14 protein-coding genes, 1 tRNA gene and 4 pseudogenes are annotated in these 16,430 nt (G+C 69.0%); 7 read left to right on the forward strand and 12 right to left on the reverse strand.

Annotated elements, in window-relative coordinates:
- Positions 1-31 precede the first annotated feature (31 nt).
- The gene (locus QR77_RS14805; protein ID WP_040022209.1) at positions 32-664 is read right to left on the reverse strand and encodes a TetR/AcrR family transcriptional regulator; all 633 of its coding nucleotides are present in this window, start codon (positions 662-664) and stop codon (positions 32-34) included.
- A gap of 122 nt (positions 665-786) precedes the next feature.
- Between QR77_RS14805 and QR77_RS14810 the strand changes: the two genes are divergently transcribed.
- A complete protein-coding gene (locus tag QR77_RS14810) occupies positions 787-1,677 on the forward strand; it encodes an alpha/beta fold hydrolase (RefSeq protein ID WP_040022211.1) in 891 nt (296 codons plus the stop codon).
- 54 nt (positions 1,678-1,731) lie between these two features.
- Here the strand turns inward: QR77_RS14810 and QR77_RS14815 are convergent, their stop codons facing one another.
- The 7 genes and pseudogenes from QR77_RS14815 to QR77_RS42170 all read right to left on the reverse strand — a co-directional run bounded on the left by QR77_RS14815 (position 1,732) and on the right by QR77_RS42170 (position 8,290).
- Complete coding sequence (locus tag QR77_RS14815) at positions 1,732-2,538, reverse strand: aminoglycoside phosphotransferase family protein (RefSeq protein WP_078876684.1); 807 nt, start codon at positions 2,536-2,538, stop codon at positions 1,732-1,734.
- Between the two features lies 1 nt (position 2,539).
- Positions 2,540-3,861, reverse strand: a pseudogene (locus QR77_RS14820) (cytochrome P450).
- Between the two features lie 125 nt (positions 3,862-3,986).
- Positions 3,987-4,595 carry an ATP/GTP-binding protein gene (locus QR77_RS14825; protein ID WP_040022212.1) on the reverse strand — a complete coding sequence of 203 codons (609 nt, stop codon included), beginning with the start codon at positions 4,593-4,595 and terminating at the stop codon, positions 3,987-3,989.
- Positions 4,573-4,941 (reverse strand): DUF742 domain-containing protein, encoded by a 369-nt coding sequence (locus tag QR77_RS14830; protein WP_040022214.1) that lies wholly within the window; start codon positions 4,939-4,941, stop codon positions 4,573-4,575. Before QR77_RS14830 ends, QR77_RS14825 begins: the two co-directional genes overlap by 23 nt.
- Positions 4,942-5,045: 104 nt before the next feature.
- Positions 5,046-5,438: pseudogene (locus QR77_RS14835) on the reverse strand (roadblock/LC7 domain-containing protein); the annotation flags it as partial.
- A gap of 2 nt (positions 5,439-5,440) precedes the next feature.
- On the reverse strand, positions 5,441-7,318 hold the full coding sequence (locus QR77_RS48635; protein WP_236710663.1) for an ATP-binding protein: 1,878 nt from the start codon (positions 7,316-7,318) through the stop codon (positions 5,441-5,443).
- Between the two features lie 561 nt (positions 7,319-7,879).
- Complete coding sequence (locus QR77_RS42170; RefSeq protein ID WP_160310913.1) at positions 7,880-8,290, reverse strand: hypothetical protein; 411 nt, start codon at positions 8,288-8,290, stop codon at positions 7,880-7,882.
- A gap of 362 nt (positions 8,291-8,652) precedes the next feature.
- Between QR77_RS42170 and QR77_RS14850 the strand changes: the two genes are divergently transcribed.
- Together QR77_RS14850 and QR77_RS14855 are read left to right on the forward strand one after the other, a co-directional pair.
- A complete protein-coding gene (locus tag QR77_RS14850; RefSeq protein ID WP_040022216.1) occupies positions 8,653-9,180 on the forward strand; it encodes a GNAT family protein in 528 nt (175 codons plus the stop codon).
- 166 nt (positions 9,181-9,346) lie between these two features.
- Entirely contained in the window at positions 9,347-9,811 is a 465-nt protein-coding gene (locus QR77_RS14855) for a DUF4265 domain-containing protein (RefSeq protein ID WP_160310914.1), read from the forward strand.
- A 39-nt stretch (positions 9,812-9,850) separates the two neighbouring features.
- On the opposite strand, the gene QR77_RS14860 is transcribed toward QR77_RS14855, so the two are convergent.
- A complete protein-coding gene (locus tag QR77_RS14860) occupies positions 9,851-10,384 on the reverse strand; it encodes a GNAT family N-acetyltransferase (RefSeq protein ID WP_040022220.1) in 534 nt (177 codons plus the stop codon).
- 223 nt (positions 10,385-10,607) lie between these two features.
- Positions 10,608-11,288 (reverse strand): TetR/AcrR family transcriptional regulator, encoded by a 681-nt coding sequence (locus QR77_RS14865; protein ID WP_040022222.1) that lies wholly within the window; start codon positions 11,286-11,288, stop codon positions 10,608-10,610.
- Positions 11,289-11,450: 162 nt separating this feature from the next.
- Here QR77_RS14865 and QR77_RS14870 point away from each other — a divergent pair, with 162 nt between their 5' ends.
- The 4 genes and pseudogenes from QR77_RS14870 (at position 11,451) to QR77_RS14875 (ending at position 15,157) form a co-directional block, all read left to right on the forward strand.
- Entirely contained in the window at positions 11,451-12,908 is a 1,458-nt protein-coding gene (locus QR77_RS14870; RefSeq protein ID WP_040022223.1) for an MFS transporter, read from the forward strand.
- 163 nt (positions 12,909-13,071) lie between these two features.
- Positions 13,072-14,405, forward strand: a pseudogene (locus tag QR77_RS48640) (RHS repeat-associated core domain-containing protein); the annotation flags it as partial.
- A complete protein-coding gene (locus QR77_RS48645; protein ID WP_236711226.1) occupies positions 14,382-14,759 on the forward strand; it encodes a hypothetical protein in 378 nt (125 codons plus the stop codon). The pseudogene QR77_RS48640 and the gene QR77_RS48645, both read left to right, overlap by 24 nt.
- Positions 14,759-15,157 carry a hypothetical protein gene (locus QR77_RS14875; RefSeq protein WP_040022224.1) on the forward strand — a complete coding sequence of 133 codons (399 nt, stop codon included), beginning with the start codon at positions 14,759-14,761 and terminating at the stop codon, positions 15,155-15,157. The genes QR77_RS48645 and QR77_RS14875 overlap by 1 nt, the downstream gene beginning before the upstream one ends.
- A 994-nt stretch (positions 15,158-16,151) precedes the next feature.
- Here the strand turns inward: QR77_RS14875 and QR77_RS14880 are convergent.
- Together QR77_RS14880 and QR77_RS49995 are read right to left on the reverse strand one after the other, a co-directional pair.
- Positions 16,152-16,225 (reverse strand) — tRNA-Ala (locus QR77_RS14880).
- A gap of 78 nt (positions 16,226-16,303) precedes the next feature.
- A pseudogene (locus QR77_RS49995) lies at positions 16,304-16,430 on the reverse strand (hypothetical protein); the annotation flags it as partial.

Raw genomic sequence — 16,430 nt, forward strand, 5'->3', positions numbered from 1 at the left:
GCGCTTCCCCGGGGCCTCAGTTGCGGGGACCTCAGTTGCGGGGGGCCTCAGTTGCCGGGCCCGCCGCCTGGAAGATCCGGTCGAGGTGGTGGCGCAGGACCGCGGTGGCGGTGTCGGGGTCGCGCTGACCGACCAGGACGCTGGTGCCGAGCCCGGCCGACATGGCGAGCAGGCTGATCGCCTCCGTACGTACGTCAAGACCGGGCGCGGTGAGGCGCGCGTCGCGCGCCTGCTGGAGCAGGCCGGTCACGACGTCCTCGGCGGCGTCGGGGTTCTCGATGAAGGGCTGGGCGGCGAGCGCCTCGTCCGTCACGGCGAGCACCGCGTACGAGGTGTAGACGAGGTGGAAGACCCGGCTCTCCTCGTCGGTGGGCAGCGACGTCATCAGCAGCGCGTCGATGACCGCGCGCGGGCCCGGGTCGGCGCCGGCGGCCTGGACCCGGGCGGTGACCCGGGCCGTGAGTCCGGCGGCCAGGTGCCGCAGCCCGTACAGCAGCAGCTTCTCCTTGGTCTGGAAGTAGTACTGCACCAGCCTGAGCGACACACCCGCCTCGGCGGCCACATCACGCATCCCCACCCCGTGCAGTCCGCGCCGCCCGGCGACCCGGACGAGCGCCTCGGCGATCTGGACGCGTCGCTCCTCGTGGTCCACACGCTTCGGCATCGGCCGCTTCTCCGCTCTTCAGTTCCTCTGCCGCGCCCTGGTCGGCGGCTCTTCATGGTACATCCGTATCATCAACATGGTACGGTCGTATCACGAAAAGCGACCCCCGGAGGTGCCCGACCGTGGCCATCAACAGCTATGTCAACACCGCACTGCGCGACCGGTACTTCGCCGCCTGCGACGCGGTCTACGCGCTGGGTCCGGCCGCGCGCGCCGAGGCGGAGGTGGAGACCCGTTTCGGGACCACGCATGTGTACGTGTACGGTCCCGGCGCCACGGACCCGGGTGGAGCGTCGCGTACCCCGGTGGTGCTGGTGCACGGCTCGGGCGGCAACTCCTCCCAGTGGTACCCGAATGTCGCCGCCCTCAGCGCCGACCGCACGGTCTACGCGATCGACACGATCGGCGATCCGGGCCGCAGCGTGCAGCGCGAACCCATCCACCAGCCCGACCGCGCCGCGCGGTGGCTGGACGAGGTGCTCGCGGGGCTGGGGCTCGAACGGGTCCACCTCGTCGGGTCCTCGTACGGCGGATGGCTCGCGCTGAACCAGGCGCACCGGGCACCCGGCCGGCTGGCCTCGGCCACGCTGCTCGACCCCGGGGGTCTGGAGAAGGTGGGGGCGCGGTTCTTCGCCTGGATATACCTCAGCGCGCTGGCGGGCATCGCGCCGAAAGCGCTACGGCCGCGGCTGGCGGCCTGGTTGAACCAGCCGGTCCTGGTGGTGCCGGAGCTGTACAGGATGGTCATGCTCGGCGCCCGCGCGTTCCGCCTGCGGCGCCCCGCTCCGCTTCCGCTGACCGAGGACGAGCTGCGCACCATCCGTACCCCGCTCTATCTGCTGATGGGGGCACGGAGCTTGATCCTGCACCCGGAGCGTCAGCGGGAGCGCGTCCCGCGCCTGGTGCCGGGCGCCCGCGCCGAGATCTTCAGCAACGCCGGGCACGGTCCGAACATCGAACACGCGGAGGAGGCCAACGGGCGGATGCTGAGCTTCATGGACTCCATCGGCTGAGACGCGCCGCGCGCCGCGCGCCACCCGCCGCTGCGGGCCCGGACCCGGACCCGGTCAGCCGGACGGGTCCCGGCTCAGCGCGTCGGCGAAGACCGTACGGTGCGCGGCGGTGAAGGCGTACTCGCGCTCCGACCAGGCGATACGTTCGACCGCCGCGCTGTCTTCGGCGACGCGGTGGCGCCACCAACGGGCGTTGCGCGCCTGCCGGTCCAGCATCGCGTCGACCAGCTCGGCGCCGTACGAACCGTGTCGTCCGCCCGCGTCCCGCCCGCCGTACGCCTGCGCCACGATCCTTACCTGGACGGCCTGTTCGCGGACGGGCGGCGCTGTGCTCCTGGACGAGACACACCAGGTCCACGCCAGATACCCGAGGTCCTCCAGCGGATCGCCCGGCGCCGCCATGTCGAAGTCGATGAAGGCGAAAGGGAGTTCGTCCTCGTCGCCGAACACGGTGTTGTTCGGTCCGGGGTCGTGGTGGCAGACGACCGGCTGTCCCCCCGTCAGACCGCTCTCCCGGGTGGCGTCGTGGAACGACCTCAACAGCGCCGCGGCGGCTGCCACTTGCGGATCGCTCCAGCGCCGGAAGCGCGGAGGTACCCGACCCGGCAGATAGCCGAAGGTGTCGCGGCCCTTCTCGTCCAGGCCGAGATGGCGCGGCGCACCCGCGAATCCCGACCGGGCGAGCGCTCCGAGCAGGTCGGCCACGAACCGTGAGGCGTCGCTGACCGGCCTGCGGACCGTGTCGCCGACGCGGACCACCCCTGTGGTGATCCGGCCGCCCGTCAGCGGCACTTCGGTGCGGGTCGGCTCCGTCGGCTCCGTCAGCTCCGTCAGCTCTCTCGGTTCCGTCGGCTCCGTCATGTCACCGGGAGCTCCGGGTCGGGATACGGGCCGCCGAGAACTCGGCGGGCAGCGCCACCGGCACCCGCGACCAGGGCGAGTAGCGCCAGGTGAGCTGATCGGCGGGGATGCTGAGCCGCATGTCGGGCAGCAGATGCAGCGCGGTGTTCACCGCCGTACGCGTGATGAGACGGGCCGGGACCTGCGCCGGGCACATGTGCGGCCCCGCGGAGAAGGCGAGATGGGCGCGGTTGCCCCACTCCTCGTCGCCCTCCTCGGGGCGGATCACCGGATCGTCGTTGGCGGCCGCGTGGCCGAGGATGAGGCAGTCGCCGCGCTGGATGAGCCGGCCGCCCAGCTCGGTGTCGTGCAGCGCGTACCTGGCGGGCATGTTGTTCATCGGCGGGTCGCGCCACAGCGCCGCGTCGAGGGCGTCGTCCACCCCGAGCCTCCCGCCGTGCAGCCGCGCGGCGAAGCGGGGGTCGGTGAGCATCAGCCGCAAGGTGTGCGAGATCCAGGCCGTGACCGTCTCGTTCCCCGCCGAGATCGTCACCACGATCGACTGGAGCCGCTCCGCCTCGGTCAGCAGATTCGGGTGGTTGATGAAGACCGTCGTCATGTCGTCGGTCGGATTCTGCTGCCGGTCGCGGACCAGGTCGAGGATGATCTGCTCGAAGTGGCGGCCGCCGATCTGCGCGTCGGGGCGCTGCCGAACAGGTCGATGAGCGAGTCGAGCAACTCCTGGCTCTCGACGCTGTCCAGGCCGAACAGCGAGGCGAGGGAGAGCATCGGCACGATCGTGGCGTACTCCGTCACCATGTCCGCCCGGCCGCGCTCGGAGAACCCTGCGATCAGTTCCGTCGACAGCTCCTCGACGTGGCGGCGCACCCTGCGCTGGTCGATGCGTGCGATGCCGTCCTCCAACGGCCGCCGCAGCCGCCGGTGTTCGGCGCCGTCGCTGCCGATGACGCTGCTGGTGCGCCAGCCCATCATCGTCAGCAGGCCGGAGTCCGGCGAGACGACGCCGTCGTACATATGGCGCCAATTGCGGCTGTCCCGCGAGTAGATCTGCTCCTGGCGGGTGATGGTGAGCAGCTCGCGGTAGCCCATGACGAGCCAGGCGGGCACGCCTGGCTCCAGCTCCACCTTGGCGACATTGCCCCAATCCTCGCGCAGCTTGCGGTAGATGGAGCGGGGATCGGCCGAGCCGACGATGCCGGGCAGCAGGAGCAGGCCCGTACCGTCGCTGTCGGGTGAGGGTGAGGGTGAGGGTGAGGGCGTCTGAGCGGGCGCCTGCACGGGTGCGGGTGCGGCGGTGGGTGCCGCGGGTGGTACGGCCTGCATGACGGTGGGCGCGGACGCCTGCGCCGGGACGGCGGCGTGCGCCGGGCAGTTGGGCGGGGGCTCCTGCCCGTACGGGGGGAGTTGGGCCCCCGGGGCCGGGGACGGAAGGTGCGGGGAAGCGGTGCTCATGAGGCAGTCTCCGGGGTGCGCACCGCGAAGGTGGCAGACACGTATTCGACAAGGCTGATCAGCGAGTCGACCGACGAGATGGTGTCGCGCGCGTCGCACGTCACGACAGGCGTCTCGTCCAACAGGTCGAGGGCGCCGCGCAGTTCTTCGGCGCTGTGCCGCTCGCTGTCCGGGAAGCGGTTGACGGCGACGGCGAACGGCAGCCCGCGTAACTCCAGTTGTTCCAGTACGTCGAAGCTGTCCTGGAGCCTGCGGGTGTCGACCAGGACGAGCACACCGATGGCGCCCTCGGCGAGCCCCTCCCACAGGTCCCAGAAGCGCCGCTGTCCCGGCGTACCGAACAGGTAGAGCACCAGCCGGGAGCTGAGTGTGATCCGCCCGAAGTCCATCGCGACGGTCGTGGTCGTCTTGCCGTCCATGCCGGCCAGATCGTCCACACCGACGCTCGCCTGGGTCATCACCTCTTCGGTACGAAGTGGTTCGATCTCGCTGACGGATCCGACCAGGGTGGTCTTCCCGACGCCGAAGGCGCCCACGACGAGGATCTTGACGGCCTGCTGGACAGTGTCGGGCAAGTAGCGGTCAGCGGAGCCGACGTAGCCCATCCAGTACCTCCTGAAGCAGTTGCGAGTCGGGCAGTGCGGCTTGCGGGATGCCTGAGCGTGCGGACAACTGACCGCTGTCCACCAGATCGGATGCCAGCACCTTCACAAGGCTGACCGGCAGTTGGAGATGTGCGGCGGCCTCCACCAGGGACAGCAGGCGCTCACACATCCGAACCAGCGCGAGCTCCTCCCTGGTCGCTGAGACCGGAAGGGCGCGCGGAGGTTCTACCGCCACGAGGAGGGTCTCGACACTGATGGTGTTACGGGTGGGCCGGGAGCGCCCTCTGGTGATCACGTACGGGCGCACCGCACCGTCCGAGTACTCCTCCTCTCCCGGCCCGCTCATACGGCCCCCTGCCTAGGAGGTGTGCCCTGCCGTGGTGGGGGTCCCTGCCTGGGCGCCGACGACTGTCTGGGCGAGCTGGAGCCCACCTTGGGCGGCGAGTCCAGTCTCGGCGGGCTGCTGAGGTTGCCGGCGCCCATCCTCATGACCTGCGCCTGCATCTGCCGCGCGACCAGCTTCGGGTCGACGACAGGGCCTGCCACCACGGCGAGGTGGGCTCCGGCGGCACTGCGCATGAAGAGGAAGCCGCCGTTGAACTCCACCATCTGCTGGTGCACGGCTCCGCCGTCCTCGCCGAACTCACGGCCGAGGCTGCGCCCGAGGGACTGGAGGCCCGAGCAGTTCGCCGACAACCGGTCGGCCGAATCGCGGTCCATCCCCTCCGAGCTGGCCAGCAGCAGTCCGTCGGCGCTGAAGACGATGACCTGCCGCACCCCTGGCACTGCTGCCACCTCGGCGATCATCCAGCCCCGCTGCTCCGGGTTCTCCACATAACTCATGCTCACGTCTGTCCTTCTGAGGAGTCGGGGGTGAAGGCGGAGGGCGGTACGACCCTGCCGCCTTCGAAGAACTGCTCCATCCAGTCGCCGGCTTCCTCCGGGGACCCGGGAGGTGTGACGGCGGTCGGCGCGGCTTCGACCGCGGGAGCGAATTCGTCGCGACGCGAACGACGCTGCGGCAGCCTGCTGCCGGTCCTGGGCGTGTGGGGGCGGGTGTGCGTGTGGTGGGTGTCGCCGGACGGGAGGGCCGGTGGGCCCGCCGCCTCGGTGGGCTTCTGCGCGGGGATCGCCCGCTGGGGGAGGGCCGGTTCGGGTGCGTGGGGCACGGAGGAGGCCTGCGCCTGCGGCTGTGACTGGGACTGCGCCTGCGGCTGTGCCTGTGCCTGCATCTGTGGATGCGTCTGCGCGCGGGTCTCGGGCGCGGGCGCGGACAGAGGTACGGAGGCGGGTACGGGGCCGGGGCCCTCGGCGGACGCGGATACGTGAGTCCCCGCGCCGACGGAGGCCGACGCGGGGACAGGTACGGGAACGGGGGCGGGAGCCGTGACAGCGACCGGCTCGGGTGCGGGCGCGGCGTCCCCGGCCGCTTCTCTGCCCGCGTCTCTGCCCGCTTCTCTGGGCGCCCCGGAGGCGGCCGCCCGTACCGCTTCCTGGGCGGCCTCCTTGGCGTGCCCGGTCGGTGGGACGGGCTGGGCGGCGGGCAGGACCCGGCCTCCGGGCGTACCGGCGGGCGCGACCGTCTGGAGCACGTCCACGGGCACCAGGACGACCGCGCGGACCCCGCCGTACGGCGAAGGGCCCAGGTCGACGCTGAAGCCGTGGCGGTCGGCGAAGCGCCCCACGACGGCGAACCCGGTCTGCGGGATCTCGCCTACGTCGCCGACGCCGAGCAGCCGGCGCGCGGACACGATCTCGCGCGCCTCGGCCAGCCGGTACTCGTCGAGGCCCAGGCCGCCGTCGTCCACCTCGATGACCGCGCCGCGCTGCACCGTACGTACCGTCACCGGCACGCCCGTCTTGGGCGGCGAGTACTCCGTGGCGTTGGCGAGCAACTCGGCCATCAGGTGGATCAGGGGTTCGACGACGGAGGGGATGACCCCCACGTCGGGGTCGCCGCTGACCTCCACGCGCTTGAAGGACACGATGCGTCCGGACGCGGCCCTGACGACATCCACCAGCGCCAGCGGCTTCTGCCACTGCTGGCCGGGCCATTCGTCGCAGAGCACCTTGAGGCTCTGGGCGTGCCTGGCCTGCTGGGTCGCGGCGTGGTCGACGCGCATGGTGGACTCGAGCAGGTCGGCGTCGTTCGGGTAGCGGTCGGCCATGCCGGTCGCCGACGCCTGGATCCGGTGCGCCGAGGTCTGGACCCGGCTGGCCAGTTCGACCAGCGAGAGGCGCTGCGACTCCTCGCGGTTGGCGACCGACTCGGCGACCACGGTCAGCAGCCGGTCGAGCCAGTCGGCGAGGCCCTCGCCCAACTCCTCCCTGGTGTGCAGGGACGGCGGGATCTCCGCCTTGGTGAGCGCGGCCGGAAGTCGCTGTCGTACGACGAACTCGACCTCCTCACGGATGAGTTCCGCCTGCGCCTCGACGTTGACGTGCCAGTGCGCCTCGCGGCGGGCGCTCTCCGCCTTCCGCTCCCGGATCTCGCCGCCGCGCCTGAGGGCGTCGGCGGTGATGTCACGGTGCTGCTTACGCAGGTGAACGAGGAAACCGAGCAGCGCGACCGCGGCCACGGCATACACCAGGGCCGCACCGGGGCTGAGGCGCGCCACAGGTTCCACCGCCACCGCGGCCAGGACGAAAGCGAGTATCAGCGCCGTAGGCCAGAGGCGCTGCCCCCTGCGGGGCGTGGTGGCGGGCACGGAGGAACGGGCCATGGGAAACCTTTGAGTTGGCTGAAAATCGATGTCTTACGGATGCCACCCGGCAGTTTTCACGGGCAGCGTCGAGGGTGCGGAGGTCTAGGCGCCCGCGGGGCGCGGGCATATCGATATGGAGGTCCCGACCGCATCGCCGCAGCCGAGCACCATATCCACGGGGCGAACTACCTCTACACCAGACATTGTTGGGAGATCGTATATCCGACGGGGATAACCGGAGGTCATTTCCCGGCCACACCTTGTCGTCACGGAACTCCCACGACAATCACTCCGTCGCAGGTCATTCCAGGTAACTACTGTTTCCCCTGGGACTTTTGAGGCTCGTGTGACAATTGAAGCGGAATATCGATGCGGGAGTGACGCGGGCGCCGGCAGGTATCGCGTAGCCGTACCGGCCTCCTCACCGCGCGCGCTGTCCCGCCGTACGCGAAGACCCGCCGACGGGACGCACGCCGCGCACCGGGCGTGACACGTACGCCCGGGCGTGGCGCCACGCACGGGGGCGAGCCGCGCGGGGTCTGTCTCAATCCAGACGTGCGGGGTGGCGGGTCTCTCGTATTACTGATTCGCCTCGAAGCAGACGACGAACGACTCGGCACCGACCTGGGTGAGCGCCCCCGTCGTGCCCGCGACGTCGGAGCAGGCGAGGGAGGTGACGCCGCCCTTGATGCTCTTCAGCACCTTGTACTGCGCGGCGGAGTCGCCGCAGGCCAGCTTCTTGGCCTCGGGTTCCTTGTCGGTGCCGGTGTTCTGAAAACAGTCCCCGGCCTTCAGGACCGGAGCGCCGTCCTTCTGGTCGTGCGGCCCGAAGACGGAGAACGCGACCAGCCCCACGACGACAACGACCAGCCCCAGCAGAACAAGCCGCCCGCGCCTGAGACGCTCGTCGGCACTCATATTCGCGCGCATGTTGTATTTGGCGTACTTGGCGGGCTCTATCGGGGCTTGCGGGGGCGGAAGAGCGGACACCGGGTATTACCTCCAACGACGAGATCCCGCCCGATCAGAATGATCAGACAGGATGTCCATGACATTACTTCCTGGACCCGCCGACCCGCCGACCCGCCTGACCGCCCTGACCTCGCTGTTTCGGTTGAGGTGAGACCGGAAGCGGGGAGTACATACGAAAGAGCGTTCTGAGCCGGCACGATAAACCTTGTCCAGGGGTTCTGCCGGTCCAAGCGGAAGGCGCTTCCCGCGTGCAGGTATCGAGATCACGACCCGCGCGATCGACTCGATCCTCCGGCGGGCGTAGGGCGTAGGGCGCGGCGGCGCGGGGGCCCTTGCATAGGCTGGCCGTCTCATGCGAGCACCGTGACAAGGATCAGCCCATGCGCAACAGCACCCGGATCCGTCTGATAGAGCCCACCGACGCCGCCCCGATCGCCGCTCATCGGGTGCGGGACTTCGAGGCTTTCCGGCCGTGGGAACCGGACCAGCCGGCCGACTTCTTCACCCCGGAGGGCCAGGCGGAGCGGATCGACAGGCTGCTGGCCGGATACAGGGCCGGCGCGGTCTGGCCGGGCGTGGTGCTCGCCGACGACCAGGTGATCGGGCAGGTCACCGTCGGAGGCATCTTGCCGCAACCGCACCTGCGCCGCGGCTCCGTCGGATACTGGATCGCCGGCGTCGCCCAGAATCAAGGGCATGCCGGGCACGCGGTCGGGCTTGCACTCGGGGTGATGACAGACGAACTCGGGTTGCACCGCGCGGAGGCGTCCACCAATCTGGAGAATCTGCCGTCGCAGCGGGTGCTGCGCCGCAACGGGTTCAGCCCCTACGGCGTCGCGCACTCCTCGATCTTTCTCGACGGAGGCTGGCGGGACGCGCTGTTGTGGGAGCGGGTCCTCGGCGACTGACTTCGCCGTATCGGTTCTCGTCCCAAGCTCCAGGTCTCCACTGACGGCCACTGACGTCCCCCGTCGGAAGGCAAGAGGTTCGGGGAATCGCGCACGCCGACGACCAGTCGTACGACATGAGCGCATCGGGGATGCTGACGACATGGCGGATACGACAGGTAAGCATGTGAAGGTGCTGTTCTCCCTCGATCAGGACGAAGACGGGTGGCCACCGGTCAGCATTGAAGGCCTGTGGGCCGTCCAACTGGGCGAGGACCTGGTCCGGATCGACAACACACCCTGGTTCGTCACCAACATCGCTTGCGGCGACGTGGTCCGTGTCCGCGAGGACGCTGACGGTGAACTGAGGGCGATCGAGAAGATCAAGTGGTCCGGACATTGCACGGTGCGTGTGATCCCGTTCGAAGACGGACGGCTTGAGGGTCAACTGACACCAGTGATAGACCTGTTCGCTCCTCTCGGAGTCACGGGAGAGGGCCTCGGTCAGTTCGGCCTGGTGGCTATGGACATACCGGCCCACGTCGATCTGGCAGCCGTACAGGAGTTGTTGTGGCGCGGATCGGACGAGGGTTGGTGGGACTTCGACGAGGGATGTGTGGGAGATGCCTGGACAGCGCCGCAGGCCAGGTGAACCTCATCTGGCCCTCAGAGGGCGCCGGCCGGCACCTTGTCACGGCTCCCCGCTGCCTCGCGGGGCCTGGAGCACCTTGCGGAACACCACGGCCTGCGCGCTGAATCCCATCCGTTGTTCGTAGAACGGTACGGACATGGGGTTGTTGGACTCTGTCTCTAGGACAACGACTTCAGCGCCCCGAGAGCGTCCCCACTCCTCCACAGCCTGTAGCAGGGCGGTACCGACTCCACCTCGCCCATGGGCTTCCGTCACACCCAGACTGTCCACGTGCAGCCTCCGGCGTGACAGGTCGGTCTGGAGTTGGCGCTCGGCGGTATCGAGCGGCTCGACAAGGGATGCCGACACGCTACCGGCGAGAACACCATCGACCTCTGCGACCAGATGCACCATGGTCTTGTGGCCACGAAGCGTGGCGTTGATCTCTTCGAACCACTCGGCCAGGCCTTCAACAGCGGGCACCTGGAAGGTATGTGGGTTGATCCCGGCGAAGAAGCTACCGGCCTCTCGCCACATTTCGGCGCACGCCGCACCATCTCCCGGTCGGGTCCGCCTGATCTCGATGTCAGTCATTCACCCAGGCTTCCCACCTGCCCTCGTCAAGACGCACCTGCTTCCACCCCGCCCGCCTTCCGCCCACACATCGTCGAGCGAGCCACTGTCCCGGAGCCTCAGCGCCACCGCCCGCGACCTGGCGGGTCGGGTCCTCAAAGGTCTTTCCCAGATGAGTGTGTGATCGTTCCCCGGGCATGAGCGGCGTTCACCGGCCGGGGATCCCGGGACCGCGACCGGCCGCCTACCGCGCGTTCGCGCCGGCGTAGGCGCCGGCGCGTGCCGCCGCGCAGGCCGCGGCGGCCGCGCGGTCGGCGTGGGCCTCGTCGAGGGGGGCTCCGGTGTTGAGCATCGCGTAGTAGAGCGGGGCGGAGACGGCCGCGATGACCGCGGTGGCGTCGGTGCCTTCGGGGACTTCGCCGCGCCTCTCGGCCTCGGTGACGCAGCCCGCCCATTCGTCGATCCGGATCGCGTAGAAGCGGTGGAGCGCTTGCTGGGCCCGGGAGTCGCAAAGGGCGGCGGCGATCAGGGCGCGGAAGAGCCGGCCCTGGCGGGGGTCGGTGAGGGTACGGACAACCAGACGGGCGTTGGTGCGCAGGTCCTCCTCCAGACTGCCGGTGTGGGCGCGGGGGAGCGACTGTTCGGCCATGTCCTCCAGGAGGTCGGCGGCGAGGAGCGCGGGGGTGGACCAGCGGCGGTAGACGGTGGTCTTGCCGACGCCGGCGAGGCGGGCGACCTCGGCGAGGTCCAGGCCGTCGAAGCCCTGTTCGGCGAGGGTGTCACCAGCCGCCTTCAGTACGGCTTCGCGGACGCGTGCGGTACGGCCGCCGGGGCGGACGCTGCCCGGGGCCGGGGCCGGGGCCGGAGTCGAGGCCGGAGTCGAGGCCGGAGTCGGGGCCGGGGCGGTCTCGCCGTCGGACTTCATATCGGGTCTCCAGTTCCATTACGGCGGATCGGGTGCTACGGTCTCCACCGTAACGGAACATCGGAACCGTTTAGACCTCTCGCCCCGGATTTCCCGGCGACCGTTTCCGCGTACCTCCTCGCATCGCCGCCCGGACGGCGGCTCCGAAAGGAATGCCCTGTCATGTCCACGACCCGATCTGCGCCCCGGAAGTCCGCCCGGGCAGCAGCCGTTCCCGAGCCGGAACCGCAGCGACTCACCGGCCGCCTCAAGGTGATCCTCGCCGTACTCCTCGTCGCCCAGTTCATGCTGGCCGTCGACTTCTCGATCCTGAACGTGGCCCTGCCCGCGATCGGCGACGGGCTCGGCTTCTCCCTCTCCGACCTGCAGTGGATCGCCACCGCCTTCGCGCTCTCCGCGGCCGGCTTCACCCTCTTCTTCGGCCGCATCGGTGACCTCGTCGGCCGCAAGAAGATCTTCCTCGGCGGCCTCGCCGTACTCGGCCTGTCCTCCCTGACAGGTGGCCTCGCCACCACCCCCGCGATCCTGATCGCGGCCCGCGTCGCCCAGGGCCTGGCCACCGCCGCCGTCACCCCGGCCGGACTGTCCCTGCTCACCACCGCCTTCCCCGAAGGGCCGCTCCGGCAGAAGGCCCTCGGCCTCAACGGCGCCCTGATGTCGGCCGGTTTCACCACCGGCGCCATACTCGGCGGCATCCTGACCGACCTGCTCTCCTGGCGCTGGTCCTTCTTCATCAACGTGCCGGTCGCGATCGCGGTGCTCCTGATCGCCCCCGCCGTCATCAAGGAGTCCCGCCCCGAACGGCGCCCGCGCCTGGATCTGCCCGGCGCGCTGTCCGTCACCGTCGGCCTGCTCGGCATCGTCTACGGCCTGACCCAGGCCGGCGAGCACGGCTTCGGCCACCCCACCGCCCTCGGCAGCCTGCTCGTCGGCGCCGCGCTCCTGGTCGCCTTCTGGTTCATCGAGGGCAAGGTCGCCGAGCCGCTGGTTCCGCTGCGGATCCTGAAGCGGCCCGCCGTGGCCTGGGGGAACGTCCTCGGCCTGCTCGCCTTTGTCACCGAAACCTCTCTGGTCTACCTGCTCACCCTGTACATGCAGGAGTCGCTGGGCTTCTCTCCCCTGACCGCCGGTATCTCCTTCGGCGTCCTCGGACTCGGGACCGTCGTCGGCGGCATGCTCGCCTCCCGCGTCATCATCAGGACCTCGACCTTGACCGCGCTGGTCGCGGGCGGCCTGATCCAGGCCGCCTTCACCGGGATCATGCTCCTGATAGGCCCGGACACCGCATCCATGTGGCTGCTGCTGCCCGCCACCTTCTTCGGCGGCATCGGCAACATGCTGGTCATCGTCGGCTTCATGGTCACCGCCACCTCCGGCCTCCCGGACGCCGAGCAGGGCCTGGCCACCGGCCTTGCCACCATGTCCCAGCAGATCGGCATCACGATGGGCACCCCGGTCATGTCGGCCGTCGTCACCGCCGCCACCGCGGGAGCCGTCACCGCGGGTGCCATCCTGCACGGCGTCACCACCGCCATCGCCGTCAACGCGGCCCTCGTCCTGGTCGGTGTGCTCATCGCCGCGGTCTTCCTCCGGAACCGCGAGCAGGCCGCGCATTCCTGACCGGTCGTCCCTCGCTCCGGCCCGCAAGGCGCAGTGACTCCACCGGGACCGGGACCGCGTCCGCGGTCCCGGATCTCCCTGCCGTGAAAGGAGACAGGCCCCCTCATGTCCCAGCACCCGCGCACCGCACACGGGCTCCACAGCCTCCGGCGCAGCGAAATCGGGCGGCCTGATCCGTACGGCCAACACGGACGCGGAAGTCGTCCTGGAGCGCGATGCCCTCGGCCGCACCCTCACGGAGACGGTCAACGGCCGCACGACGAGCTACACGTACGACATCCTTGGCCGTCGGACCCGGCGGACCACCCCGTCGGGACTACGCTCGCAATGGGCGTACGACGCGGCAGGCCGGCCCACCGAACTACGATCCGACGCAGGCACGCTGACTTTCACCCACGACGCCGCGGGCCGCGAGACCGAGCGCCGCATCGGGAACGGGACAGCCCTCACCCAGACCTGGGACGCGAATGACCGCCTGACCACGCAGTCCCTGGCCAAGCGTGCACCGCACGCGGACCGTCTCCTCCAACACCGCGCCTATGCACACCGCGAAGACGGCTACGTCACCGAAATCCGTGAACTCACCTCGGGTACACGCCGGTTCCGCCTCGACAGCACCGGCCGCGTCACCGGCGTCCATGCGTACGGCTGGACCGAGACGTACGTCTACGACACAACGGGCAACCTCACCCACGCCGCAGCCCCCGCACACGAAACACCGGGTGAACGCACCTTCGACGGCACCCTCGTCCGCAGAGCCGGCAGCACCACGTACGAACATGACGGACAAGGCCGTCTGACCCGCAAGACACGCAAACTCCTCAACGGGCAGAAGCGGACCTGGTCGTACACGTGGAACGCGGAAGACCGCCTCACCGCGGCCCTGACCCCGACCGGGGAAACATGGCAGTACCTCTACGATCCTGTGGGTCGGCGCATCGCCAAACAGCGATTGGCCAACGACAGCGCGATTGTGGACCGCACAGACTTCGCCTGGGACGCGACACGCCTGGCGGAAGAGAAAGCAGCCGGGGGGGGAACACGACAACGTGGGACTACTCCCCAGGCACTCATCGGCCTCTTACCCAGATCACTCACCGACCGCTGATCAGGGAAGCGGGTACATCAGTCCTCGCCCAACTGGCCGAGAACAGAACGACCGAGCACGCCACCCGGTTTCACGCGGTCATCACGGACACGGTCGGCACCCCGACCGAACTCGTCACCGCGGCCGGCGACCTCGCCTGGCAACACCGCACCACACTCTGGGGCACACCTCTCCCCGCCTCCGAGGACGCGACACGCGCAGACTGCCCACTGAGCTTCCCAGGCCAGTATGCAGACTCCGAAACCGGTCTCCATTACAACTATCAACGCTATTACGACCCGGAAACCGCGCGGTACACCACGGCGGATCCATTCGGTCTTTCTCCCGCACCCAATCCCAGCACGTACATCCATAACCCTCACATCTTGTCGGATCCGCTCGGACTGAGCCCTTGCCCGACTAAACCCACCCGTCCGGCCTTCGTAGCCGATCAGCACGGAACCGTCGTTCCGACCAGCCAGAAGATGCTGGAGGATGGGCTCCAACGGGCAGTCGACTCGGGCGAGCCCGGCTTCGCCACCTTCCAGACCAGATCCGCAGGCATCGGATACCAGCTACCGAACGGCGAGACCATCCGTGTTATGCAGTCAGCGGGAAGCGCCCCATTGCGGGCATCGTTTGAAGGAGCCAATGGTCAAGCTGTCAGTCCGTTCACCGGGCGGCAACCTCAAGCGCCAAGAGGCATGAAGGGCGCAATTGCCCGTCAATACATCCGCGAACGCACCCATGTGGAACTCTACTGATGAACAACGATGTATTTCGAGAAATCTCGACCCACCTTCCACTGGCGGTGGAGGACTGTCACCAGGACCCCGAATCGGACACGCTCTTTCTCAGCGGTTCCGAATGGCGTCTGCGCGTGTCGGGGCCGTGGCGGCTGACTACGCAGAACGTGATCGAGGCGTCGAGAGACACAGAGGCCACCTCGGATATGGCGGGCAAGGTCCGCTCGCTCGTCGGATCGCAGATCGTCGACGTCCAGCCTCAGTCGCGCTTCAATACACTCGACATCGCCTTGCTGATGAGAGATGGCCGAGTGCTGGAGATCTTCAGTGACTACATCTATGACAACTGGCTTCTCTCCGTGGGTGGCGTGGCCATTGAGGGCCCACTTCAGTCCTTGGGGTCTGGAGGCCAGTGAAGCCAAGACTGCATAAAGCCCCAGGTTGCCGGCCTGGGGCTTGGCATTGGAGCGGCTGACGAGAATCGAATTCACTTTCTGAGCTTGGGAATCACAGTGCCTGGTTGCGCCAAACTGGCTCTGACCTGGAAGAAGGACACCTTCGACGAACGCGACACCGAGCGGTAGGCCTGCCCCATCACCAAACTCAACTGCCCCTGGGCCAAAGAGCGTGAAGACCGCGGCACCCCCAAGAAGAAGGGTCCAGTGCCAGTCGTCATCAACCTTGACGTCCACCGGGAGCGCGCTGCGCACCCCGCCGCCCGGCCCGGCGTCGAGCCCCCGATCCGCCCCTCGACGAACGCCCCAAGTGCTGCCGCCAGTCCTCAGCGACTGTGCGGGCTCACGTCATGCCCCGGACGCGGCCGGAACTGCCCTGGCAGACGCCCTCCTGGGCCCTGGCCTACCAGATGCTCCCGCGCACACATCGAAGGCGGCAACGGACGACTGAAGTCCGTCGACACCGCCTTGCACGCCCGTGAGAGGCGTCAGCCCCGTGGCCGTGTCGCCCGGACGCTTCTGTTGGCCATCACCGTCATGGTCCACAACATCAAGAAGCTCAAGCCGTACTGGTCGCCAGCAAGAAGAGCGCCATTACCGGCCTTGCCCCCGAGCCGGGCGAAGTCCCCCTGCCCTACCCAACGGCCAGGCAGACAGCCACACCCCTCCCCCGAAGTCTCAGCCGCAGCCCGTGAGCCGGCGCACATCCCCTAATTGAAGATCGACACGTCGCGAGACCGCAGGAGTCTGCCTCCACGCTTGCGGTCCCCGCGGCATGTCCGCATCCCGACCCCCGGTCCGTTCCGACGCGGGCCGCCGCGCTTCCCGGCGGCCCGGCAGGCTGACTTTCACACAAGCAGGAGCGCAAACGACGAGATCCCGGTCAGACGGTGACCGTCTGACCGGGATCTCGTGAACCGTTCCGGGGTGAACCCGTGAACGGCCCTTGTTGTTGTGGACCTGAGGGGATTTGAACCCCTGACCCCCTCGATGCGAACGAGGTGCGCTACCAGTCTGCGCCACAGGCCCTTGCAACGAGTGAAACCTTAGCACCACCGGGCGGGTGGCCGGAAATCCGTTGCGGGGCGTTGGCCTGGGTCAGTGGGGTTATTCGTTGGCGGCGCGGGGGCGGTCCTGTTCGTCGTACTGGTCGAACAGCGGCGTCCTGCCCCGCTCGCGGGGGCGGCGGGGCGGGGCCGAGCGCTGGGCCGGCGGGGTGGGGGTCGCCGTCGGC

Source organism: Streptomyces sp. 150FB, from assembly GCF_000818195.1.
In the GTDB taxonomy this organism is placed as follows: Bacteria; Actinomycetota; Actinomycetes; order Streptomycetales; family Streptomycetaceae; genus Streptomyces.